The organism is Stenotrophomonas sp. SbOxS2 (genome assembly GCF_013416715.1).
Lineage (GTDB): Bacteria > Pseudomonadota > Gammaproteobacteria > Xanthomonadales > Xanthomonadaceae > Stenotrophomonas > Stenotrophomonas lactitubi.
Genome location: NZ_JAAVXD010000007.1, coordinates 898287 through 918860, shown reverse-complemented (window position 1 = coordinate 918860; position 20574 = coordinate 898287). Strand labels below are relative to the sequence as shown.

Below are 20574 nucleotides of genomic sequence, written 5' to 3'. Positions count from 1 at the left end.
TCTGGCAGGGATGCGTGGACATCCTGCACGCATGGGTGCGCGACGCATCATTTTCCTGCAGATGCTCGCTATCAGGGGCTTTCAGCGGCGCGACCATCCGCCGGCAGCGCCGCGCTTTGCTTTTGCTTCATGCCCCTGTAACACCATCATCGCTACCACGGTGGTCCCAGCGATTCCGCTGGGATCATCTGGAGACGCTGGAATGGAGTTCAGAACGTCTGTATTGCTCGTGGCCCTGATGGCCGCTCCCGCAGTAGCCCATGCTGAAGTCTGCTTTTCGCGGGACGGTTTCGTGATGACCTGTCCCAGCTTGTTGCCACACCCGGTGAAGGCACGGTTCGAAGTTGGAACGTTGCCACGCGTAGCCGGATCGCCGTCGGAAATCTACATCACCGGTGGCGGGAGGGTGGATGGCACCAGCAATTTCTACGTGTTCGCCAACGGCAAGATGCTGTGCGAGACCAGCGGCAATCTGGATGGTGGCAACACCACGCCCGTACGGCATTGCAATGGCACGATCACTGCACCCGGGACCTACGTGATCTCGGCATCACGCAGCAATAGCGGCAATTTCCTGGCCCCGGACGATGTGGTGATCAACGTCCAGTAAAACGCCTGCCATCAAGGGCCCCGGGCTGTAGTTGCCGGGGCCTCGTCCAGCGCCCCGATCAGCAGAGCGCTGGGCAGGCGCTGCGCCGGGTCGGTATACGGTGTGCCGGCCAATGCCACCAGCGTTCCTGTCGCGCCGCGCACGATCAGCGGCACCATCGCCTGCCGCGGATCGCCGCCGCAGGACAGCACGCGCAGTCCCTGTTCGTAGGCGGTCACCATCGACGCCATCAGCATCGATGCACCCAGTCGCGCGTCGGCATCCTCGACGGGTCGCCCCGCAGACTCAGCCATCAACTGTGCCAGGTCATCGGTCAGCAGCGCCTGCAGCTGCCGCGCATGGGCCACCAATACCGCGCTCTGGGCCACGGTTTTCCAGAACGACGCTGCACCGGCATTGATCCGCAGCAATGGGTGGCCGGTGTCCAGCAGTTCCCGCACCAGCGTCTGGAAGGCGACCAGCGGCGTCATGGATGCGCGCGCAGCCATGCCTTCGCGCAGCAGCTGGCGCGCTTCCTCATCGCGGTCGAACACCAGCTGTTCCTTGCTGGCGAAGTAGTTGAACACCGTCTTGCGCGACACCCCGGCGGCGTCGGCGATCTCGCTCATCGACACCGCCTCGAAGCCGCGCTCGATGATCAGCCGGGTGGCGACGTCGGAAATCGCCTGTCGGGTCTCGGCTTTGCGCTGCTCGCGACGGCCGGGTGGCGGGATCATGGGCGGTTCACTTGTGGAAACGTGCACCGAGTGTAACATTGTCGCCGCCAGAGCGCCGACCCGGTGCTCACGAGGATTTCCAATGCTGTACGACGTCGTCATTGCCGGGGCTGGTCCGGTTGGGCTGTTGCTGGCCTGCGAACTGGGCCAAGCGGGATGCTCGGTGCTGGTGCTGGAGCAGGCGGCCTCGCCGGAGTCGCCGCTGAAGCGCCTGCCGTTCGGCCTGCGTGGATTGAATGCCCCCACACTGGAGGCGCTCGACCGGCGCGGTCTGCTGGACGCCGTGGCTGCCGGCCAGGTGCTGAAACCGGAGAAGGGCCCGCCGCCGCCGGGCACCGCGCATTGGTTGTCGCAGCCGCGCAGGCTGGGCGGGCACTTCGCGGGTATCCCGTTCGCGCTGGACAACGTCGACAGCGATCGCTGGCCCTGGCGGCTGCCCAGCCCGGTCGGCACGCAGATGGCGGTGGAACTGCAGGCGCTGGAGACCGTACTGGCCGAGCGCGCGCAGGCGCTGGGCGTGGTGATACTGCGTGGTGCGGGCGTGCAGGAAGTGCGGTTGGGTTCCGACGAGGCCCAGGTCGAGGCGGGCGGGCAATCCTTCCGCGGGCGCTGGCTGGTCGGCTGCGATGGTGGCCGCAGCACCGTGCGCAAGCAGTGCGGCTTTGCCTTCGCCGGCACCGATCCGGAGTTCACCGGCCACTCGCTCAGCGTTGAGCTGGAAGATCCGACGGTACTCATCCCGGGGCGTCACACCACCGCGCAGGGTATGTGCAATTTCAATCCGCCGGGCACCATCGCCCTGGCTGATTTCGACGGCGGCGCCGGCCATCGCCAGCCACTCGACCGCGATACGGCACAGGCGCTGCTGCGGCGTATCTCCGGCCGCGACGCAACGATCACCACACTGCAGCTGGCCACCACCTGGACCGATGGCGCACGGCAGGCCACCGCCTATCGTCGTGGCCGCGTGCTGTTGGCCGGCGATGCCGCGCATGTGCATTCACCGCTGGGCGGGCAGGGGCTGAACCTGGGCCTGGGGGATGCGATGAATCTGGGCTGGAAGCTCGCCGCCGTCGTGCGCGGCGACGCAGATGAAGCGCTGTTGGATACCTATCAGGCCGAACGCCATCCGATCGGCGCGCGAGTGCTGGAGTGGTCGCGCGCGCAGGTCGCACTGATGCGCCCGGGCGCGGGCTCACGCGCATTGGCTGCGATCGTGGCCGATCTGGCAGAAACACGTGATGGCGCCACGTATCTTGCCGAGCGCGTGTGGGGCGTGGGCCAGCAGCTGGATCTGGGTCAGGCCCATCCGCTGGTCGGCCGCAGCACACCGGATTTCCTGCTGGCCGATGGTCGTCGCATGGGAGAGCTGCTGCGGGCAGGGCAGGCGGTGCTGCTGGTGTTCGATGCTGCTGCCTCGTTGTCCGCGGCGGTTGATGTCGAACGAGCCCGCATCTTGTCCTTCGCGCAGCCGGCTGTGGATTCGCTGGGCCTGTCCGCGCTGCTGGTTCGTCCGGATGGCATTGTCGCCTGGGCCAGTGATGGTGCCGATGCGGCAGGACTGGCGCAGGCCGTACGGCAATGGGGGTGCCCCGTTGGCAGGGAAGCGATTGCGTGAGTTCCGGCGCAGTCCGCACAGGGCTGCGCCGCCCTCTTTCAGAGGTCCTTCTTCTTCCCGCTCAGGTCCAGCGGCTGGTCGCTGCCTTTACGCTCGCTCGACCACACCTCAACGCTCTTGCTGCATCGGCTTTCGCGGGCGGCAACCTCCGGCGGCAGGTCCTTCACATGCGGCGACTCCTGGCAGGCGGCATGCATGGCCGAATCATCATAGGTGGCACAGGCGCTGATCGACGCGAGTGCGAGAACACCGAGGGCGGAGCGGAACAGGGGCTGCAGGAGGTGCATGAGGGTCTCGGAAAGGGGCCGATCTGGCCATCGAATTCAATCCGTGACCCGACGCACGCGCAAGCCGACTGGCAGCACTTGTTATTGAATAACAATTGTGGGAATACTCGGAAGCTGCCGGCTGCCGCTCAGGCAATGCAGATCAGGAACACCGTCGACAGCGCGAGCATCAACACGAACACGCGCCGACTCAGGGCCAGGCAGGTCAGGCAGGCCGCCAGCGCCCAGGCCGCCAGCAGCACACATCCCAGCAGCCACAGCCCGACCGTCATCATCGAGCCGGCCGCTGCGGTGGACAACGCAAAGGCCTTGAACAGCGCCACGCCCAGCACACTGCCCAGCGCGCCGGCCCGCAGGGCAATCGCATCGTGGCAGGTGGGGGAAATCTGGCGGTGCATGAGGGTTGTGTCGCGCGTGGGGAGCTGGCGTGCGCAACTCTGCAGCAAGGCGGATCTACGCCGCGTGTTCGTCAGCCTGCACTGTGGTTACCGCACGCGCAGCGTGGTCGCCTCAGTCGAACTCGCCGTCCGCCGCTTCCAGGCGACGCCGGTACTCGGCGCGGTGCTTGAACAGCCGCTGGCACTCCTCAGAGCGATGGATGCGGCTGCCAGGTTCGTTTGCCACCGAGTCGCACATCTTGGCGATATGGTTGTTCCCGGCCAGCTCCATCACGAAGAACACCGCCGTGATGCCAGCACCCAGCAGCACCACATACAGCAGGCGGCTGAGCCATCGTGAGCGCCTGCGTTCGACGTGCTGCTGCAGCGTCAGGTCGAAGCGGATGATGCTCAGCACGATCCAGACCACGCTGACGAGGAAACACAGCGTTGGCAGCAGCCCGCGCCAGAGCCCAGCCTCGTAGACCGATTCGCTGTAGTGCACCGCCGCGCCGGCACCGGCGATGGCGATGGCCAGGGCCCAGTTGCGGCCCAGCGAAAGCAGGTCGTCGAGCAGCTTCTCGCGTCTATGGGGAGTGACTGCCACGGAGCATCCTTGAGCAAGACCCTCGGCCGCCGGTTGCGGCCGATCTGCGCAGATGGTGGGGCATCACCGAGGCGATGAGAAGCTGGGCCTTCAGCGGCTGCCGGCAACAGCGGCCTTGCGGTTCTTCTCCAGCATCACCGACACGCACCACAGCAGCAGGCCGCCGACCGCAGTCGCCGCACCCACGTAACCGGTGGTGGCCGGGCTGAGGCCTGCACTGATCGCCATGCCGCCCAGCCACGGGCCGAGCGCATTGGCGGTGTTGAACGCCGCATGGTTGGAGGCGGCGGCCAGGGTCTGCGCTTCGCCGGCCACGTCCATCAGGCGGGTCTGCAGCACCGCAGCGAGGGCGCCCATCGTACCCACGGTGATGATCATCGGGCCGATGGTCCACACCGACTCAGCGGCCAGCGGGTACAGCAGCAGCATCACGATCGACCACAGCAGCACCACGGCGGCTGCCTTGAAGTGGAACTTGTCGACCAGCCAGCCACCGGCGATGTTGCCGATGATCGCGCCGATGCCGAACACGCCCACCGCCAGCGGCATCCACGATTCGGCCACGCCGGTCACCTGCACCAGAGTCGGTGCCAGATAGGTGAACACGCAGAACATGCCGGCAAAGCCCACCGCGCCGATCGACAGCGCCAGCCACACCTGGGTGGTGTTGAACGCGCGCAGTTCGCGCATCGGCGAGGTCCGCACCTCATCGGGGTCGGGCAGCAGGAAGCGCGCGATCATCGCCACCGTGGCGATGGCCAGCACGCTGACCAGGGCGAAGGCGGTGCGCCAGCTCAGCTGCTGGCCCAGCCAGGTGGTCAGCGGATTGCCGATCAGGATCGCCACGGACAGGCCGAGCAGCACGCGCGACATTGCTTGCCCGCGCTGGCCGGCCGGGCTGATTGCGGCCGCCACCAGCATCGCCACGCCGAAGTAGGCGCCATGCGGCAGGCCAGCGACGAAGCGCGCCACCAGCATCGTCCCGTAGTTCGGTGCCAACGCGCTGGCCAGATTGCCGACGGCGTAGAACCCCATCAGCGCCAGCAGCAGCTTGCGGCGCGGGAAGCTGGCGCCGACGAAGGCCAGGATCGGTGCACCCACCACCACGCCGATGGCGTAAGCGCTGATCAGGTGGCCGACCTGTGTTTCGCTGATCGACAGGCCACGGCTGATCTCCAGCATCAGGCCCATGCTGGCGAATTCACTGGTGCCGATGGCGAAGCCGCCCAATGACAGGGCGAGGATGATCAGGGTGCGCTGGCGCGGCGTCAGCCGAGCGGCCAGGGGGGAATTGGGGCTCATGCGGGGGCGCAAAGGGGCGGGGAAGCGCCACATTGTACTGCTGCACCGCAACAGGCATCAGCCGGGCTGGGGGTAAATCAGTGTTCGATGGGTGGTGCTGCCCGCGCTGCCTGCTGGCCAAGCGCCGCCAGCGCCTGTCGGTATTTGTCGCGCAGGCGCTCGGCGGTGGCGGCATCCAATGATGCCAAGCGCGTTTCATCCGCGTTGTCGGCGATATCGGCCAGTTTGACCTTCAGCGCCAGCGGATCAGCCGCTATCCGCGCGTAGTACGTGGCTGCATCCGCCGCAGACGTCCTGCTGAGCAACCGCACCGCGTGCTGCAACGGGTCTGGGAAGGCCTTTACCTGCTCAGCGAAGGCAGGGCAGTCCTCGACTACATCATGCAGCCAGGCCACCACCTCGGCGTCATCATCGCCACGCACGGCAGCAGCCACCCGGCCGACGTGACCGGTGTAGGGCTGTCCTGCCTTGTCGACCTGGCCGGCATGGGCCTCCATTGCCAGCGTGCGTGCGCGTGCCACCCAGTCCATCGCGATCTCTCCGTCCCGAGCGTGTATTGTCGTACGGGTCGTGTGCATGCCGCCACCACGGCCGTGCAGGCATCATCGGACGCTGCAGGAATGGCATCTGGATTCCATCAGGGAGATGAGACATGCAGGAATACACCCATCAGCTGGAACTACGCGGCCGCTTCCGTCTGGTAGCGGTGACCCACGAGCCGGTGTACGCTCCCGGCGATGTGGTCGGCCATGCGGTCATCGTCGACGATGGGGAGCGTCTGACCGACCTGATGTCGTTGGCCGATGCGCGCCGGTACCTTGAGGAACTGGTGCGGGAAGAGGGCGTGGAGCCCGGGCTGGAGAATGAAGTCAACCTGCGGAAGAAGGCGTCGCAGCGACGCCGCCGCTAAGCCGTCGCGCCCATGGGGCGCATCATGGAGGATTCGGGTGTTGTCCAGTAAGAAGTATCTGCTCATCGCCATCATCACGCTGGCGACCCTGCTGCTCGGGTTCGTGCTTTCCGGTTACCTGACGCTGCTGCTGCTTGGTCTGGATACCAAGCTGCTCACCTGGAATACCTATTACCAGTATTTCCACGCCATCGGCCAGCCGCAGGTTGCCCCGTTCGTGGGCAAGATCAAATGGGCCGGTTACCTCGGCTTTGGTCTGCCGCTGCTGGTGCTGGCCATCGTCGGCCTGGTCGTGCTGCTGAAGAAGGACAAACGCTCACTGCACGGTGACGCGCGCTTTGCCACCAGCGCCGATCTGGCCAAGCATGGCATGTTCAAGAAGAGCGGGCAGAGCATCGTGGTCGGCAGCCATGGCGGCAAGCTGGTGCGGCTGGACGGTCAGCAGTTCGTGATCCTGGCCGCCCCGACCCGTTCCGGCAAGGGCGTCGGCGTGGTCATCCCGAACCTGCTGGAGTACGGCGAATCACTGGTGGTGCTGGACATCAAACAGGAGAACTTCGACTTGACCAGTGGTTGGCGCGCCAGCCAGGGCCAGGAGATCTACCTGTTCAACCCGTTCGCCGAAGATCGCCGTACCCATCGCTGGAACCCGCTCAGCTACGTCTCCGATGACCCGGCGTTCCGGGTGTCGGACCTGATGAGCATCGGTGCGATGCTCTATCCCGACGGTTCGGAAGACCAGAAGTTCTGGATCAGCCAGGCGCGCAATGCCTTCATTGCCTTCACCCTGTATCTGTTCGAGAACTGGGATGACGAGCGCAGCAGCGGCTTCCCGGGCGGGCAGGGCACGCCGACCCTGGGCGCGGTCTACCGCCTGTCCTCCGGTGATGGCAGCGACCTGAAGAAGTTCCTGAAGAGCCTGTCCGAGCGTCCATTCCTGAGCAGCAACGCGCGCTCGGCGTTCGCCAACATGCTGTCCCAGGCCGACGAGACCTTCGCCTCGATCCTGGGCACCTTCAAGGAACCGTTGAATCCCTGGATCAACCCGGTGCTGGACAAGGCCACCAGCACCAACGACTTCCTGCTCACCGACGTGCGCAAGAAGAAGATGACCATCTACATCGGCATCCAGCCCAACAAGCTGGCCGAAAGCCGGTTGATCATCAACCTGTTCTTCAGCCAGCTGATCAACCTCAATACCAAGGAACTACCCAAGTCCAATCCGGACCTGAAGTACCAGTGCCTGTTGTTGATGGACGAATTCACCTCGATCGGCAAGGTCGAAATCATCGCCTCGGCGGTGTCCTACATGGCCGGTTACAACGTGCGCCTGCTGCCGATCATCCAGAGCATGTCGCAGCTTGATGCCACCTATGGCCGTGAAGTCTCGCGCACGATCATCACCAACCATGCGCTGCAGATCCTGTACGCCCCGCGCGAACAGCAGGACGCCAATGACTATTCGGACATGCTGGGCTACACCACCATCCGCAAGAAGAACGTCACCCACGCGCGCGAAAAGACCCACAGCTTCACCGAGGAGCGCCGCGCGCTGATGCTGCCGCAGGAGCTCAAGGCGATGGGGCCGGACAAGGAGGTCTTCCTGTACGAAGGCATTCCGCATCCGGTCAAATGCGACAAGATTCGCTATTACAAGGACCGCTATTTCACGTCACGACTACTGCCAAAGGTTGACGTGCCGATGCTTGATGTCTAAGTTGCAGACTTGAAAGTGTGACGGATGTACGCATTCATGGAAGTGAATTAGTGAAGCGCGTCAAAGAAGCGCCATACGTTGGTCAAAATTCAGATTTGTCTGACATCGAATTGACGCGTAGTTGTGCGACTCTATGCGTGGCTTGCGAATCTGTGTGATTCGTCATGCTTTCAGAGTGGCCAGGAGTTTCAGCCATGGGAACAGGGATGGTTCCGACGTTGGTGAGGGTGCGTGAGAGGGGCCTCGGATGAGGTTGCTTCACGCGACTTGGTTGGCAGCTTTCGAGCTGCAGGGGAACCGTGCCCATGTGCTGTTAAGCAGTGCATTCGTTACGTTTCCGGCGTGCATCGCGCAGTGCCGGACGACCAAGGGACCAACATCGGGACTGCTTTTTCGTACGTCAAAGTGAAGCCCGTATGAATCAGGCGTTTATTGCAAAAATGTCCATCGCCGCAGTGGCGGCGTTGATGGTGGCAGGTTGTGCTACCAAGCCCGCACCCGACTTCGGAGGGCGCTGGAAGCCGGTCAACCGTTTTGCGACGGCTCCGACCGAGATTCCGCTGTACTCCAGCTATGTCTATCAGGCGTCGCCGATGGATCGCACGCTGAAGGCCATGCTCGAGCGCTGGGCCAAGGATTCCGGTCGCACGCTGGACTATCGCCTCAGTTCGGATTTCACCCTGTATGGCGCGGTGTCGGAGATCGATACCACCAACGCACAGCAGGCCGTGATCGATCTCACGGCGGCCTATGCGGCGCAGGGCGTTTCCGTCTCCATCGTCGGCAACCAGATCGTCGTGCAGAGCGCTGGATCGACGCCAACCGCGTCGGCCCAGGATCCTCAAGCCAGCAGCGGCAGCTGAGACCGCGTCGAAATCATCGAACGTGCCGCACCCCGCGCCTGGCGCAGGGGCGTCGCGCCCATTGATGTTTCAGCAGTACGGAAGAACCCATGTTCCGCAAGAAGGATGCAGGCAACAGTCCCAAGGTCGAGCAGTCGGTCGCCAAGGCGGTCAGCTACGAGATCACCGTGGCCGACATGGCCCGGCGCAGCGAGCGTCGTGCCTGGTGGGTCGCCACCGGTTCGTTGCTGATGTCGCTGGCGCTGGCCGGTGGCTACTACTACATGCTGCCACTGAAGGAGAAAGTGCCTTTCCTGGTGATGGCTGATGCCTATACGGGCACGGCGACGGTTGCGCGCCTGACCGGCAATTTTGAAGGGCAGTCGATCACCGCGAGCGATGCGATCAATCGCAGCAACGTAGCCCAGTACGTCATGGCACGCGAATCCTACGATTTCGCTGTCATGGGCCTGCGTGACTGGGCACTGGTGCACGTCATGTCCGACACGCGCACCAGCGCCGCCATCCGTGCCTTCTATTCCCCGAACAACCCACAGAGCCCGGTGACCCTGTATGGCAAGGATCGTGCCATCCGGGTGAAGATTCTCAGCATTACACCGTTGGAGGCCCAGGTTAACGGTGGTTTCCGCGGGGCCTCGGTGCGAATCCAGCGCAGCGTCTATGACAAGAACAAGGCGACGACGTCCTACCTGGACAATCAGTTGATCACGTTGCGGTTCCGTTATGACTCGAATCTTGCGCTGAACGAACAGCAGCGCATTCTGAATCCGTTGGGCATGCAGGTCTTTGAGTATCGCCGCGACAATGATTACTCGCGCGGCGTGCCGGGTCCGGATGATGCGCAGTTGCAGCAGCAGGCCGAACAGCAGGCCGCGCAGGCACAACAGGGCGTGTATGACCCTAACAACCCGGCAGCGGCGACCATGATCGATCCGGCAACGGGACAGCCACTGGCGGTGCCAGGCGATGTACAGATCACCCCGCCGATGCCTGGCCAGCCCATGCAGGGGCAGCCAATGCAGGGCCAGCCCATGCAGCAGCCTACGCAGGGGCAAGCAGCGCCAGGGCAGACCGTGCCCGGTCAACCGGCCATGAGGCCAGTGCAGAATCAGTCCACCGGAAATGCTGATGGAGCAAGCAACCGATGAGTAGTCGAAAAGTCAGGGGGAGCGCATTGGCGCTGCTGTCGTTGTTGTCGCTGGTTTTCTCCAACGCGGCAATGGCGCAGGCGGTAGACCATTACGAGTATGAGAAGGATCGCATCTATCCGGTTCGCACCGGCCTGGGTCTCACCACCCAGATCGAGCTGAGCCCGAGCGAAAAGATCCTCGACTACAGCACCGGTTTCAGTAATGGGTGGGAGTTGACCCGGCGCGAGAATGTGTTCTACATCAAGCCGAAGAACGTCGACGTCGACACCAACATGATGGTTCGCACCGAGACTCATTCCTACATCTTCGAATTGAAGGTCGTAGCGACAGACTGGCGTCAGCTTGAGCAGGCCCGTCGTGCCGGCGTGCAGTACAAGATCGCCTTCAGCTATCCCAACGACACCGTGTTCGGTGTTGCTCAGGAAGCCGTGGAGGAAGAGGCGCAACCGCTGTTGAGTACCGAGTTGGCCAAGGATCGACAGTACAACTTCAACTACTCCTATTCGACCAGCAAGGCGAAGAAGATGGGGTGGCTGATTCCGGTCAACGCCTACGACGACGGTCGTTTCACGTACCTGAAGCTGCCGAATTCACCTGAATACAAAACCGGCATCTTCCCGGCCGTGTTCGGCCGTGAAAAGGAATACGGCGAGGACTTCGTCGTCAACACCACTGTAGAAGGCAACACCTTGATCGTCCACGGGACCTACCCGTACCTGGTCATCCGCCACGGCGACTATGTCGTTGGTCTGCGAAGGAACGTGAAGAAATGAGCCAGCAGAACACTCCCGGAAACGATCCCAACAACGGACGCGACGAAGGGCATGGCCCCTATGGTGGGCAGGGTCCGGCCGAAACGCCGACCAACCCTTACTTCGGTGCTCAGCAGGCAGAAGCTGCGCCCAACCTCGATGCCGCTGCACCGCAGTTGCGCTCCGCCGAAGAGCAGCGCCTGAACCGCAAGGCACTTATGTTCCTTGGTGGCATTGTGGTGCTGCTCGTCGCCATGGGTTTCCTGCTGTTCCGCAAGGGGCAGGACGACAAGAACGCCACGCCAGGCAACCGCCAGGAATCCCGCGTGTCCACACCGGATCTGCCAACGGTTGGGCCGACGGCGAATGCACCGGCGCCCGTTGCACCTGCCGATCCCATTCCGATGCTGCCTCCTGCGCCGCAGCCGGATATTCCGATGGTCAGTCTGCAGGATGCAGACCGTGCGCGCTTGCGGCAGAGCGATGAACCCCGCGGGCCGTCGCTGCTGGATCGTCGTATCGGCAGCAGTGCCGGATTTAGCTCAGGCGATGCTTCCGGCAAGCCGCCGGGGCAGGGTGCCGACTACAGTCAGGCAATGATTGCTGCAATGCAGGCGGCAAACCCGCAGGCCCAGCAACAGCAGAAAGTGCGCCGCGGCCCGGATGTTGAAGACGTCTCCAATGCCGCATTCATCCGCAGCCCTGATGCGTTGCTGGTTCGTGGTACTTACCTGCGGTGCGTGCTGGAAACCCGCATCATCACCGACATCGCGGGCTATACCTCCTGCCTGGTGACCGAGCCGGTCTATTCGATCAATGGACGCAACCTGCTGCTGCCGAAGGGGTCGAAGATCTATGGCGCATATGGCGGTGGCCCGAATGGCAAGCGCGTGGAAGTCATCTGGGATCGCATCACCACCCCCAATGGCATCGACGTGGCCATGTCCAGCCCCGGCGTCGACCAGCTTGGCGGTGCAGGTCATCCGGGCCAGTACAGCGCACATTGGGGCAGTCGCATCGCCTCGGCGTTGATGATCAGCCTGATTGCCGACGCCTTCAAATACGCCGCTGCAGAGCACGGTCCGGAGTCGACGACCGTCGCAAGCAATGGGTTTGCTGTCCGCTCGCCGTATGAAAGTGCCACGGCGCGCACCATGGAGCGACTGGCCAATGAGGCTCTCAGCGAAGGTCGTCGTCAGCCGACCGTAACGATCAACCAAGGCACGATCGTGAATGTCTACGTCGCCAAGGACGTCGACTTCGCCAATGTGTTGAACCCGCGCAGGTAACCCATACGACCATGGACGCCGAAGTGTCACCCCTCGCCCTCGTCTCCAGCGATTTCCTGCGCTATCAGTATGAAGTGCTGGGCATCGCCGAGTACATGAATTCGCCCGAAGTGACGGAAATCTGCATCAACCGTCCGGGTGAGCTGTACCTGGAGACGCGGTCAGGGTGGCAGCGCATGGACGTGCCGAGTCTGACGTTCGAGCGGGCGCGGCAGTTCTGCACCGCGGTTGTCAACGAGAGCAACACGGGCCAGCGCATCACCGATGCCGATCCGGTGGTGTCGCTCACCTTCCCAACCGGGCAGCGCGCGCAGTTCGTGATCCCGCCGGCATGTGATGCCGGCAAGGTTTCGATCACCATTCGTTTGCCGTCAAAGCACACCAAATCGCTTGCGCAGTACCACGAGGATGGTTTCTTCAACCAGATTCTCGAGCAGGATGGCAGCGTCAGTGAGCAGGACCGCGAGCTGCTGGAACTGCGCCATTCCCGCGAGTACGCCGAGTTTTTCCGTCGCGCGGTGATGTATCGCAAGAACATCGTCGTCTCTGGCGCGACCGGTAGCGGCAAGACCACCTTCATGAAGGCGCTGGTCAACCACATTCCGGACAGCGAGCGTCTGGTCACGATCGAGGACGCGCGCGAGCTGTTCCTGACCCAGCCCAATGTGGTGCACCTGCTGTACTCGAAAGGCGGGCAGAGCGCCAGCAACGTCACGGCCAAGAGCTGCATGGAAGCCTGTCTGCGCATGAAGCCCGAGCGCATCATCCTGGCCGAGCTGCGTGGCGATGAAGCGTTCTACTTCATCCGCAACTGCGCCTCGGGTCACCCCGGTTCGATCACCAGCTGCCACGCCGGCAGCCCGGAGCAGACGTGGGACCAGTTGGCGCTGATGGTGAAAGCGTCAACCGAGGGCTCAGGTCTGGAATTCAACGTCATCAAGCGTCTGTTGATGATGACCATCGATATCGTCGTGCATATCAAGGCGCATGCTGGTGCCCGCTACATCACCGGCATCGATTTCAATCCTGGGCGCGCCCAGGGGCAGGAGGCTTGAGCAATGTTGCCAGGATTGGAAATGATGGCGTGCCCGGAGATGGCCGTCTCGATGGACGTGATGCAGCACGTCATCAACGTTGAATCGTCTCGTAATCCTTACGCCATCGGTGTGGTTGGTGGGGCGCTGGTACGCCAGCCCAAGGCGCTGGATGAGGCCTTGGCCACCGTGCGCATGCTCGAGGAGAAGGGCTACAACTTCTCCATCGGGCTGGCCCAGGTCAATCGCTACAATCTTGGCAAGTATGGTCTGGACTCCTATGAGAAGGCGTTCCAGCAGTGTCCGAACCTGCAGGCCGGTTCGCGCATTCTTGCAGAGTGCTACAAGCGTTCGGGCAAGGACTGGGGCAAGTCCTTCAGTTGCTACTACTCAGGCAACTTTGAAACGGGCTTCCGCCACGGCTACGTGCAGAAGATCTTTGATTCGATGCGCCGTGGGCAGCAGGTGGCCAGCAATGGCGCGCTACCCATCGACGTGGTTGGCCGTGGCGAACGTCGTAGCGTCAAGGTGGAGCATCATCCGCAGTTGGCCTCGCCAGCGCAGGCGCGCATCGTTGCCCAGGCCAATGGCCCAGTCTATGTGCCCTCCAATGATCCGGCGCGTGCTTACACCGTCTATCCGTCCACTGGGGCGATGGCGCGCGGCAGTCTGGTCAACCTCGCCGACCAGGCGCTGTCGCGGGTTGTGCTCGGCTCGGTTGACCGCATGATGCAGCCGCAGGCGCAGCCGGAGAACGGCTACCCGCAGCAGCAGGCCTACCCGCAGCAGACCGCTGCAGCACAGGCGGGCCAACCGCCGATGATGCCGCAGCAGCTGCCCGGCGCGACCGCCGGCGGTGGCGAAAGTCCGGTCATGCTGCAGCCATGGGGCGCGCAGGGCGCGCCCGCCGCAGTGTCCGGCAACATGTACAACGCGCCGGCGCAACAGATGCCAGTGCAACAGATTCCCGCAGGGGATGCGGCCTTCGTGTTCTGACGAAGTCGTGGTGCGGCCAGTCCCCCGGCTGGTCGATTCAGTTGTGTTAGTCCATCAACAAGGAAATCAATCCATGAAGCGATCCAATCTCGATCTCGTCCAGGCTCAGCGCACGCTGAAGACCCTGCTGATGGCCACCGTTTTTGCTGGTGCAGTATTCGCTCCGCAGGTGTTTGCTTCCGGCTCCACCGACTTCGGCGGCACCGACGAAAAGGTCTGCGGCTTCTTCAATAACATCAATGGCCTGCTGAACATCGCCTCGATCGCCGTGGTGACGATTGCCGTGATCTTCGCTGGCTACCAGATCGCCTTCGCCCACAAGCGCATCGCCGATGTCGCGCCGATCCTCATCGGTGGCGTGCTGATCGGTGCTGCCGGCCAGATCGCCCGGATGCTGCTGGGTGAAGGCAGTGATGGCAACTGCTCGGGCAGCTCGGCTGCCGTCATCAACAACGTGCTGCAGTACTACAGTGCATAAGAACGTCCTGTTCCGCGGCTGCACTCGCCCTGCCATGTTTCTGGGCGTTCCCTACCTGCCATTCTTCATGGTGGCAGGTGGGTTGCTGCTGTTGAGCGTCTACACCAACTTCTGGTTCCTGCTCGCCATTCCAGTCGCGATTTTCATCATGCGACAGATGGCCAAGCGGGATGAGCTGATTTTCCGCCTGCTGGGCCTGCGTCTACTCTTCAAGTTCAAGGCGCGCAACCTGCAGGACCACGATGGAATGTGGGTGTTCAGCCCGAACCACTACCGGAAGAAGGCCGCCCGCACGGATTGACGGGCATCGGCAGGCGGGTGCCCGCTCCCGCCTGCCCACTTTGCAGTTCCCTGGCGCACTTTTTTGGAAGCAGTCGCATGTTCTCTCCAGATACCTCCATCAGCGAGTTCGTTCCTCTCTCGTCACACGTGGCACCGAACGTGGTCAAAACCACGGGCGGGGACTATCTGTTGACGTGGTACCTGGAAGGCCTGCCGTTCGTCGGTCGCGAGGAATGGGAGCTGGAGCACCGGCACAATACCTTCAACCGTCTGTTGCAGACCCTGCGCGCACCAGATTTCGTCAATGTCGCCTTCTGGGTGCACGACATCCGTCGCCGCCGCACACTCAAGGGGGGGAGTCGCTACAACCAGCGCTTCAACCAGGATGTGTCCGATCAGTACATGGGCATGCTGTCATCGCAGCGCATCATGCAGAACGAGCTTTACCTGACGATGATCTATCGTCCGGTCGTGGCCGGTAAGCGCTTCGTGGAAAAGTCGGCCAGCATCGAGAAGCTGCAGGGGGAACAGGATCAGGCGGTGGAAAAGCTGCTTGAGCTGGCCGGCAACGTTGAAGCAGTCATCCGCGACTACGCGCCGTACCGCCTGGGCATGTATGAAGCCAAGAATGGTGTCGTGTTCTCCGAAACGCTGGAGCTGTTCGGCTACCTGATCAACCGGGTCGACGAGCCGGTGCCGGTGCTGTCCGCTCCGGTGAAGGACTATCTTCCGATCAGTCGTCATATGTTTTCGGCGAAGACCGGTGACTTCGTCATCAATACTCCAAATGGCGTAAATCACTTTGGCGCCATCCTCAATATCAAAGAGTATGCGGAGGGGACATACCCCGGCATCCTCAACGGCCTGAAGTACCTCGACTATGAGTACGTCATCACCCATTCATTCAGTCCGATGGGTCGGCAAGATGCGCTGAAGGTGCTGGATCGCACCAAGGGCATGATGATTTCGTCGGGTGACAAGGCCGTCAGTCAGATCGCCGAGCTCGACTACGCGATGGATCAGCTGTCGTCGGGCAACTTCGTGCTGGGTGAGTATCATTTCATCATGGCCGTGTACGGTGACAGTCAGGCGAAGCTGTCTCAGAACGTCGCCACGACGCGCGCTGAATTGTCCAACGCCGGTTTCGTGTCGACCAAGGAAGATCTGGCTGTCACCTCGTCGTTCTACTCGCAGATTCCGGCCAACTGGCGCTTCCGTACGCGCCTGGCCAACGTCAGCTCGCTGAACTTCCTGGGTCTGTCGCCGCTGCACAATTTCGCCACCGGCAAACAGCACAACAACCCGTGGGGCGATTGCGTCACCACTCTGCAGACCACCAACGGTCAGCCGTACTATTTCAATTTCCATGCGACCCACCCGTCGGAAAATTCGCTGGGCGAGAAGGCGATCGCCAATACCATGGTGATTGGTAAGTCCGGTACCGGTAAGACGGCATTGATCAACTTCCTGCTCAGCCAGGTACAGAAGTACGAGCCTTCGCCGACCATTTTCTTCTTCGACAAGGATCGCGGTGCTGAGATTTTCGTGCGCGCCTGCGGCGGCAACTACTTGGCCCTGGAGAACGGTGCGCCGACCGGCTTCAATCCTTTCCAGTGCGAAAACAACGAAGGCAACGTGCAGTTCCTGGCTGACCTGATCAAGGTGCTGGCCGGCAAACGCGAGTACAGCGCCCGCGAGGAAGAGGACATCTACCGCGCGGTGGAGAGCATGCTCGACACGCCGATGCACCTGCGCAGCATGACCAATTTCCAGAAGAGCCTGCCCAACATGGGCGACGACGGACTTTACGCGCGCATGCGCCGCTGGACGTCGGGAAATTCGCTGGGTTGGGTGTTCGACAACCCGGTCGATACCGTGGACCTGAGCAAGGCCAACATCATCGGTTTCGACTACACCGACATCATCGACAATCCTGAAGTGCGCGTGCCGGTCATCAACTACCTGCTGCACCGCCTGGAGTCGCTGATCGATGGTCGCCCGCTAATCTATGTGATGGACGAGTTCTGGAAGATCCTGGACGGCGAAGGTGGCCTGAAGGAGTTCGCCAAGAACAAGCAGAAGACCATCCGTAAGCAGAACGGCCTCGGCATCTTCGCGACGCAGAGCCCGGAAGATGCGTTGAAGAGCGATATCTCCGCAGCGCTGATCGAGCAGACCGCGACGCTGATCCTGCTGCCCAACCCGAACGCCAGCAAGAGCGACTACATGGACGGCCTGAAGCTGACCGAGGCCGAGTTCAAGGTGGTCACTGCGCTGGACGAACGCTCGCGATGCTTCCTGGTCAAACAGGGTCACGCGTCCAGCGTGTGTCAGCTCAACCTGCGCGGCATGGATGACATCCTGTCGGTCATCTCCGCATCGACCGATAACATCGAGGTCATGCATCGCGTTCTGCAGACCGCTGCAGTGCGTGCACGGGTTACCGTCGACGAGCTGACCCCAGACCAGTGGCTGGACACCTTCTACAAGAATCGAAAGGGCTCGGGAAAGCGGGCTGATAAGGACGATGAGGAGGCGGCATGAACACCATTACCGAACTTCACAAGGAAACTGGCATGGCAACTGAAATCCGACAGAACGCGCCGCGTCGCCGGCGCTTGGCGCCGATCTTTGCCGCCATGCTGACCTTGGGTACGACGTTCAGTACCGGAACCCATCAGGCGCAGGCGATGACTGTCTATGACCCTGCGAACTGGATCATGAACTTCCTGCAGGAATACAAGTCCGCTGGTGAGTACTTGACCGAGGCGGGCCGCTGGAGCGAAACCGCGGGTCAGTACATGAAGACGATCGATAACTGGCTCTCGAAGCTGCAGAACATGCAGCAGATCATCGCTTCTCCGCTGATGCCTCCTACCCCGACGCTGCAGAAGATCCCGGAGCACTGGAACGTCGCTGAAAAATGCGGCGGTGGATCGATGGTCAGCATGTCGGGCCTTATGTCACTACTGAATCTCAGTCCGGGGGGCGACATCGGTGCGCAGCAGCGGTCGATCTGCGCCTATATTCAGGTTCTGGAGAACAGGAAGTACAACGAAACCGTGGAGGTGGTCCAGCAATCGATGCCGGCCATGGAGCAGATGCTTGGGCAACTGCGCAGGATCCGCAACGCATTCAGGAATGAGGCCGCGATCCAGGAGGACATTTCTAACAACATGGGCACCTCTGTGGCGCTGGATCAGGCCTTCAAGAAGTGGGAGAACCAGATCAAGGTCTACGACCAGCAGATCGTGGCGTTGCAGTCCCGTCAGCGAAACCTCACCGAGCGCGCCCTTCGTGGGGAGAACAGCCCGTTCGGCAGCGTGATCAAGGCCGGCACGCTGAAAGCGGCTCTTTCCAAGTGATGAACCACGTGCGTAATGCACTCCAGCAGGGCCCCGAAGCGGGGCGGGTGATGTGATGAGTCAGGGAATGATGCAGAGCATGGTGGTTGGCGATCTGCTACACGGGACGATGTTCGCTTCGGTGGGCGACTTCGTGTTCTTCAAGCTGATCCTCGACTACCTGCGTGATGAGATCGCCAACTTCGGCGAGGGCGTGCTTGGTCGCATGATGACGTGGGTGGGCTCGATCGCCTTGGTGTTGATGACGCTGTGGGTTCTGATCCAGGGTTTCCGCATCGTCACCGGCCGCAGCCGTGATTCGATGGCTGCGCTGGCAACCAACATGGCGCGTGCTGCCTTGATCGTTACTGTCGCAACGTCAATGGCAATGTTCGGCAGGGATCTGCAGACTTTCCTGACCCAGGACGTGCAGGATGAGATCACCTATGTAGTGACGGGTAAGGACGATACGGCCGAGGAGCTGATTGACCGCAATCTTGGCTACATGCAGTTGGCCCTGACTTCGGTCAGCGTCCTGGATGTGGCGGGCGATGTCACGCTGGACAGCGCCAAGACCCGAGCCATGTGGTTCATCGGCTTGGGAACCGGCGGACCTGCTGTGACGGCCGGCGCGATGTTGCTGCTGTATCAGGTGGCGATGGCCATGTTCATCGGGTTTGGGCCACTGTTCATTCTTTGTCTGTTGTTCGAGCAGACAAAGTCATTGTTCCAGCGATGGCTGTTCTATGGCATTGGAACGATGTTCTCCATGGCGGTATTGGCAGCGATGACCGGTATTGCGATGGAAATGATTGCTCGCGTTGCGGGTTCCTTCTGGGGCGCCGCGGCACTGGGTGCTCTGCTGAGTACCAACTTGACAGAGGGCATGAGCAGCATGGCGCTGCAGCAGGGAGGCATGGGGTTGATCCTCACGACGCTGATTCTGACTGCGCCCCCAATGGCCGCGATGTTCTTCCAGGGTACGCTGGGTACCTTCATGGCATATTCGCAGATAGGCGGTAGTGCCGTGCCGACGTCGCCAGGCCCGAGTGGTCAGCCTCCGGGTTCGTCGGGTTCGAGTGGTGGGATGTTCACGCCGGCGAAGCCATCTACGAATCAGGCAGACGCAGCAACTAGTCAGCTGGCCATGCCGAAGATTCATAGTCATGAGGTGACACATGCTTCATCAGGACTCAGAGGTAACGCGCCATCTGGTAACTCCTGACACCCCGCATTGTTTGATTACGTATATGAGTATGTCGATGAAATTTTCCGCGTTTCGCCTTTTTTTCGTTGCTTTGATAATGGGTGGCGCGATCAATGTCGCTAGCGCGGAGGGCGGGTGTCCGCCAGGCTATTATCCGATTGGTGGGCAAGGGGTCCAAGGTTGTGCCCCTATTCCTGGGAGTACAGGGGGAGGAAGCTCGCAGCAAATGCCTGCGCCGCCTCCGCGGCCAACCGGCGAATGGATTAGGACGTGGGGAGGAGTGGCGGTTTCCTCAACTACTTCCGATGCTGGCGTTTCCACCGGAAAATTGTCCAAGCGAGATGCCGAGCAAGATGCTATTGCCAAATGCTCAAGCAGTGGTGCCCGTGACTGCAAGGTCAGTGTGACCTACTTCAATCAGTGTGTTTCATGGGTAATTCCACGTGGTCATACAGGAAAAGGGCGATCGGGAATTGGTACTGGGCCGACTTTGGAGCGCGCCGAGAGCCTGGCTCAAGGAATTTGTGAGAACGATAAACCGGGTGCCTGCGAAGCCGTCTATAGCGACTGCACGGAGCCTTTGTTTAAAAAGTATTGAGGTTCCAGAAAGAGCCGTTTCGCTCGCAGCCCGTCGCGAGATCATTCTTGCCGGAATTGAACGGGCAGCGTCCTGGAAGGTGCCGCTGGCTCAAATTTCCCACGTTATCCTTGCTCGCGCCGCGAGGGCTATCGCTCTGCGAGACGGGCGCAATGCCGGGTATTCCTCTTCGGCAGTAGTGGTATGCGTTGAGCGCCTGGGATGAAAAGAAGGTTGGAAAAGATCGCGTTAATGGGGCTGTTAGTCTGGTTCAGTGCGTTGGATGCGATTCCGGACGAGGCAACGATCCTCAATAATGTTGTTGGCTCCGAGGGGGGCGTATCTGCACATCTGCATAAGCGAGCTGCTGGGTTTCTGGTCAGCAAGCAGGGCTTAGCCCTTTTTGCGCTTGGTTTCTCCCCCTCTGATTCACTTTAGGAAAGTTCCGATACTATAG

23 protein-coding genes are annotated in these 20574 nt (G+C 61.7%); 17 read left to right on the top strand and 6 right to left on the bottom strand.

What is annotated here, in order from left to right; translation table 11 throughout:
- The first annotated feature begins 31 nt into the window (after positions 1 to 31).
- The gene (locus HFK18_RS18860; RefSeq protein ID WP_240196638.1) at positions 32 to 610 is read left to right on the top strand and encodes a hypothetical protein; all 579 of its coding nucleotides are present in this window, start codon (positions 32 to 34) and stop codon (positions 608 to 610) included.
- Between the two features lie 11 nt (positions 611 to 621).
- On the opposite strand, the gene HFK18_RS18855 is transcribed toward HFK18_RS18860, so the two are convergent.
- A complete protein-coding gene (locus HFK18_RS18855; RefSeq protein ID WP_180167423.1) occupies positions 622 to 1326 on the bottom strand; it encodes a TetR/AcrR family transcriptional regulator in 705 nt (234 codons plus the stop codon).
- An 82-nt stretch (positions 1327 to 1408) separates the two neighbouring features.
- On the opposite strand from HFK18_RS18855, the gene HFK18_RS18850 reads away from it, so the two are divergent.
- Complete coding sequence (locus HFK18_RS18850; RefSeq protein WP_180167422.1) at positions 1409 to 2944, top strand: FAD-dependent monooxygenase; 1536 nt, start codon at positions 1409 to 1411, stop codon at positions 2942 to 2944.
- Between the two features lie 38 nt (positions 2945 to 2982).
- On the opposite strand, the gene HFK18_RS18845 is transcribed toward HFK18_RS18850, so the two are convergent.
- The 5 genes from HFK18_RS18845 to HFK18_RS18825 all read right to left on the bottom strand — a co-directional run bounded on the left by HFK18_RS18845 (position 2983) and on the right by HFK18_RS18825 (position 6047).
- Positions 2983 to 3231 (bottom strand): hypothetical protein, encoded by a 249-nt coding sequence (locus HFK18_RS18845; RefSeq protein ID WP_180167421.1) that lies wholly within the window; start codon positions 3229 to 3231, stop codon positions 2983 to 2985.
- A 128-nt stretch (positions 3232 to 3359) separates the two neighbouring features.
- Positions 3360 to 3629: a hypothetical protein gene (locus tag HFK18_RS18840; protein WP_180167420.1), complete on the bottom strand. Its 270-nt coding sequence runs from the start codon at positions 3627 to 3629 to the stop codon at positions 3360 to 3362.
- A gap of 112 nt (positions 3630 to 3741) precedes the next feature.
- Entirely contained in the window at positions 3742 to 4215 is a 474-nt protein-coding gene (locus HFK18_RS18835) for a hypothetical protein (RefSeq protein WP_180167419.1), read from the bottom strand.
- Positions 4216 to 4305: 90 nt separating this feature from the next.
- On the bottom strand, positions 4306 to 5517 hold the full coding sequence (locus tag HFK18_RS18830; protein ID WP_180167418.1) for an MFS transporter: 1212 nt from the start codon (positions 5515 to 5517) through the stop codon (positions 4306 to 4308).
- Positions 5518 to 5594: 77 nt separating this feature from the next.
- Complete coding sequence (locus HFK18_RS18825; RefSeq protein ID WP_180167417.1) at positions 5595 to 6047, bottom strand: phosphohydrolase; 453 nt, start codon at positions 6045 to 6047, stop codon at positions 5595 to 5597.
- Positions 6048 to 6169: 122 nt separating this feature from the next.
- Here HFK18_RS18825 and HFK18_RS18820 point away from each other — a divergent pair, with 122 nt between their 5' ends.
- The 15 genes from HFK18_RS18820 (at position 6170) to HFK18_RS18750 (ending at position 20555) form a co-directional block, all read left to right on the top strand.
- On the top strand, positions 6170 to 6427 hold the full coding sequence (locus HFK18_RS18820; protein ID WP_099820666.1) for a hypothetical protein: 258 nt from the start codon (positions 6170 to 6172) through the stop codon (positions 6425 to 6427).
- Positions 6428 to 6464: 37 nt separating this feature from the next.
- Entirely contained in the window at positions 6465 to 8144 is a 1680-nt protein-coding gene (locus tag HFK18_RS18815; protein ID WP_180167416.1) for a type IV secretory system conjugative DNA transfer family protein, read from the top strand.
- A gap of 416 nt (positions 8145 to 8560) precedes the next feature.
- A complete protein-coding gene (locus HFK18_RS18810) occupies positions 8561 to 9007 on the top strand; it encodes a hypothetical protein (RefSeq protein WP_180167415.1) in 447 nt (148 codons plus the stop codon).
- An 89-nt stretch (positions 9008 to 9096) separates the two neighbouring features.
- Complete coding sequence (locus HFK18_RS18805; RefSeq protein WP_180167414.1) at positions 9097 to 10155, top strand: type IV secretion system protein; 1059 nt, start codon at positions 9097 to 9099, stop codon at positions 10153 to 10155.
- Positions 10152 to 10931 carry a TrbG/VirB9 family P-type conjugative transfer protein gene (locus HFK18_RS18800; RefSeq protein ID WP_180167413.1) on the top strand — a complete coding sequence of 260 codons (780 nt, stop codon included), beginning with the start codon at positions 10152 to 10154 and terminating at the stop codon, positions 10929 to 10931. Before HFK18_RS18805 ends, HFK18_RS18800 begins: the two co-directional genes overlap by 4 nt.
- A complete protein-coding gene (locus tag HFK18_RS18795; RefSeq protein WP_180167412.1) occupies positions 10928 to 12199 on the top strand; it encodes a TrbI/VirB10 family protein in 1272 nt (423 codons plus the stop codon). The genes HFK18_RS18800 and HFK18_RS18795 overlap by 4 nt, the downstream gene beginning before the upstream one ends.
- Before the next feature lie 11 nt (positions 12200 to 12210).
- A complete protein-coding gene (gene virB11, locus HFK18_RS18790; protein ID WP_180167411.1) occupies positions 12211 to 13254 on the top strand; it encodes a P-type DNA transfer ATPase VirB11 in 1044 nt (347 codons plus the stop codon).
- Positions 13255 to 13257: 3 nt separating this feature from the next.
- Positions 13258 to 14229 carry a lytic transglycosylase domain-containing protein gene (locus tag HFK18_RS18785; RefSeq protein WP_180167410.1) on the top strand — a complete coding sequence of 324 codons (972 nt, stop codon included), beginning with the start codon at positions 13258 to 13260 and terminating at the stop codon, positions 14227 to 14229.
- A gap of 73 nt (positions 14230 to 14302) precedes the next feature.
- Complete coding sequence (locus HFK18_RS18780; protein ID WP_180167409.1) at positions 14303 to 14707, top strand: TrbC/VirB2 family protein; 405 nt, start codon at positions 14303 to 14305, stop codon at positions 14705 to 14707.
- Positions 14700 to 15008, top strand: a complete 309-nt coding sequence (locus HFK18_RS18775) for a VirB3 family type IV secretion system protein (protein ID WP_025878714.1) — start codon at positions 14700 to 14702, stop codon at positions 15006 to 15008. Before HFK18_RS18780 ends, HFK18_RS18775 begins: the two co-directional genes overlap by 8 nt.
- A gap of 77 nt (positions 15009 to 15085) precedes the next feature.
- Positions 15086 to 17533 carry a VirB4 family type IV secretion/conjugal transfer ATPase gene (locus HFK18_RS18770; RefSeq protein ID WP_180167478.1) on the top strand — a complete coding sequence of 816 codons (2448 nt, stop codon included), beginning with the start codon at positions 15086 to 15088 and terminating at the stop codon, positions 17531 to 17533.
- A complete protein-coding gene (locus HFK18_RS18765) occupies positions 17530 to 18354 on the top strand; it encodes a hypothetical protein (RefSeq protein ID WP_218946796.1) in 825 nt (274 codons plus the stop codon). Before HFK18_RS18770 ends, HFK18_RS18765 begins: the two co-directional genes overlap by 4 nt.
- 67 nt (positions 18355 to 18421) lie before the next feature.
- Entirely contained in the window at positions 18422 to 19558 is a 1137-nt protein-coding gene (locus HFK18_RS18760) for a type IV secretion system protein (RefSeq protein WP_180167476.1), read from the top strand.
- Complete coding sequence (locus HFK18_RS22050; RefSeq protein WP_306669844.1) at positions 19512 to 20138, top strand: DUF4189 domain-containing protein; 627 nt, start codon at positions 19512 to 19514, stop codon at positions 20136 to 20138. Before HFK18_RS18760 ends, HFK18_RS22050 begins: the two co-directional genes overlap by 47 nt.
- A gap of 213 nt (positions 20139 to 20351) precedes the next feature.
- The gene (locus HFK18_RS18750) at positions 20352 to 20555 is read left to right on the top strand and encodes a hypothetical protein (protein ID WP_180167408.1); all 204 of its coding nucleotides are present in this window, start codon (positions 20352 to 20354) and stop codon (positions 20553 to 20555) included.
- The last annotated feature ends 19 nt before the right edge of the window (positions 20556 to 20574 follow it).

Coding starts and splice junctions, on each gene's coding strand:
- HFK18_RS18840 (WP_180167420.1), bottom strand. CDS start 3,629: ATGCACCGCCAGATTTCCCCCACCTGCCACGATGCGATTGCCCTGCGG.
- HFK18_RS18785 (WP_180167410.1), top strand. CDS start 13,258: ATGTTGCCAGGATTGGAAATGATGGCGTGCCCGGAGATGGCCGTCTCG.
- HFK18_RS18800 (WP_180167413.1), top strand. CDS start 10,152: ATGAGTAGTCGAAAAGTCAGGGGGAGCGCATTGGCGCTGCTGTCGTTG.
- HFK18_RS18820 (WP_099820666.1), top strand. CDS start 6,170: ATGCAGGAATACACCCATCAGCTGGAACTACGCGGCCGCTTCCGTCTG.
- HFK18_RS18770 (WP_180167478.1), top strand. CDS start 15,086: ATGTTCTCTCCAGATACCTCCATCAGCGAGTTCGTTCCTCTCTCGTCA.
- HFK18_RS18765 (WP_218946796.1), top strand. CDS start 17,530: ATGAACACCATTACCGAACTTCACAAGGAAACTGGCATGGCAACTGAA.
- HFK18_RS18860 (WP_240196638.1), top strand. CDS start 32: ATGGGTGCGCGACGCATCATTTTCCTGCAGATGCTCGCTATCAGGGGC.
- HFK18_RS18795 (WP_180167412.1), top strand. CDS start 10,928: ATGAGCCAGCAGAACACTCCCGGAAACGATCCCAACAACGGACGCGAC.
- HFK18_RS18780 (WP_180167409.1), top strand. CDS start 14,303: ATGAAGCGATCCAATCTCGATCTCGTCCAGGCTCAGCGCACGCTGAAG.
- HFK18_RS18830 (WP_180167418.1), bottom strand. CDS start 5,517: ATGAGCCCCAATTCCCCCCTGGCCGCTCGGCTGACGCCGCGCCAGCGC.
- HFK18_RS18825 (WP_180167417.1), bottom strand. CDS start 6,047: ATGGACTGGGTGGCACGCGCACGCACGCTGGCAATGGAGGCCCATGCC.
- HFK18_RS18850 (WP_180167422.1), top strand. CDS start 1,409: ATGCTGTACGACGTCGTCATTGCCGGGGCTGGTCCGGTTGGGCTGTTG.
- HFK18_RS18805 (WP_180167414.1), top strand. CDS start 9,097: ATGTTCCGCAAGAAGGATGCAGGCAACAGTCCCAAGGTCGAGCAGTCG.
- HFK18_RS18845 (WP_180167421.1), bottom strand. CDS start 3,231: ATGCACCTCCTGCAGCCCCTGTTCCGCTCCGCCCTCGGTGTTCTCGCA.
- HFK18_RS18810 (WP_180167415.1), top strand. CDS start 8,561: ATGAATCAGGCGTTTATTGCAAAAATGTCCATCGCCGCAGTGGCGGCG.
- virB11 (WP_180167411.1), top strand. CDS start 12,211: ATGGACGCCGAAGTGTCACCCCTCGCCCTCGTCTCCAGCGATTTCCTG.
- HFK18_RS22050 (WP_306669844.1), top strand. CDS start 19,512: ATGCTTCATCAGGACTCAGAGGTAACGCGCCATCTGGTAACTCCTGAC.
- HFK18_RS18855 (WP_180167423.1), bottom strand. CDS start 1,326: ATGATCCCGCCACCCGGCCGTCGCGAGCAGCGCAAAGCCGAGACCCGA.
- HFK18_RS18760 (WP_180167476.1), top strand. CDS start 18,422: ATGATGCAGAGCATGGTGGTTGGCGATCTGCTACACGGGACGATGTTC.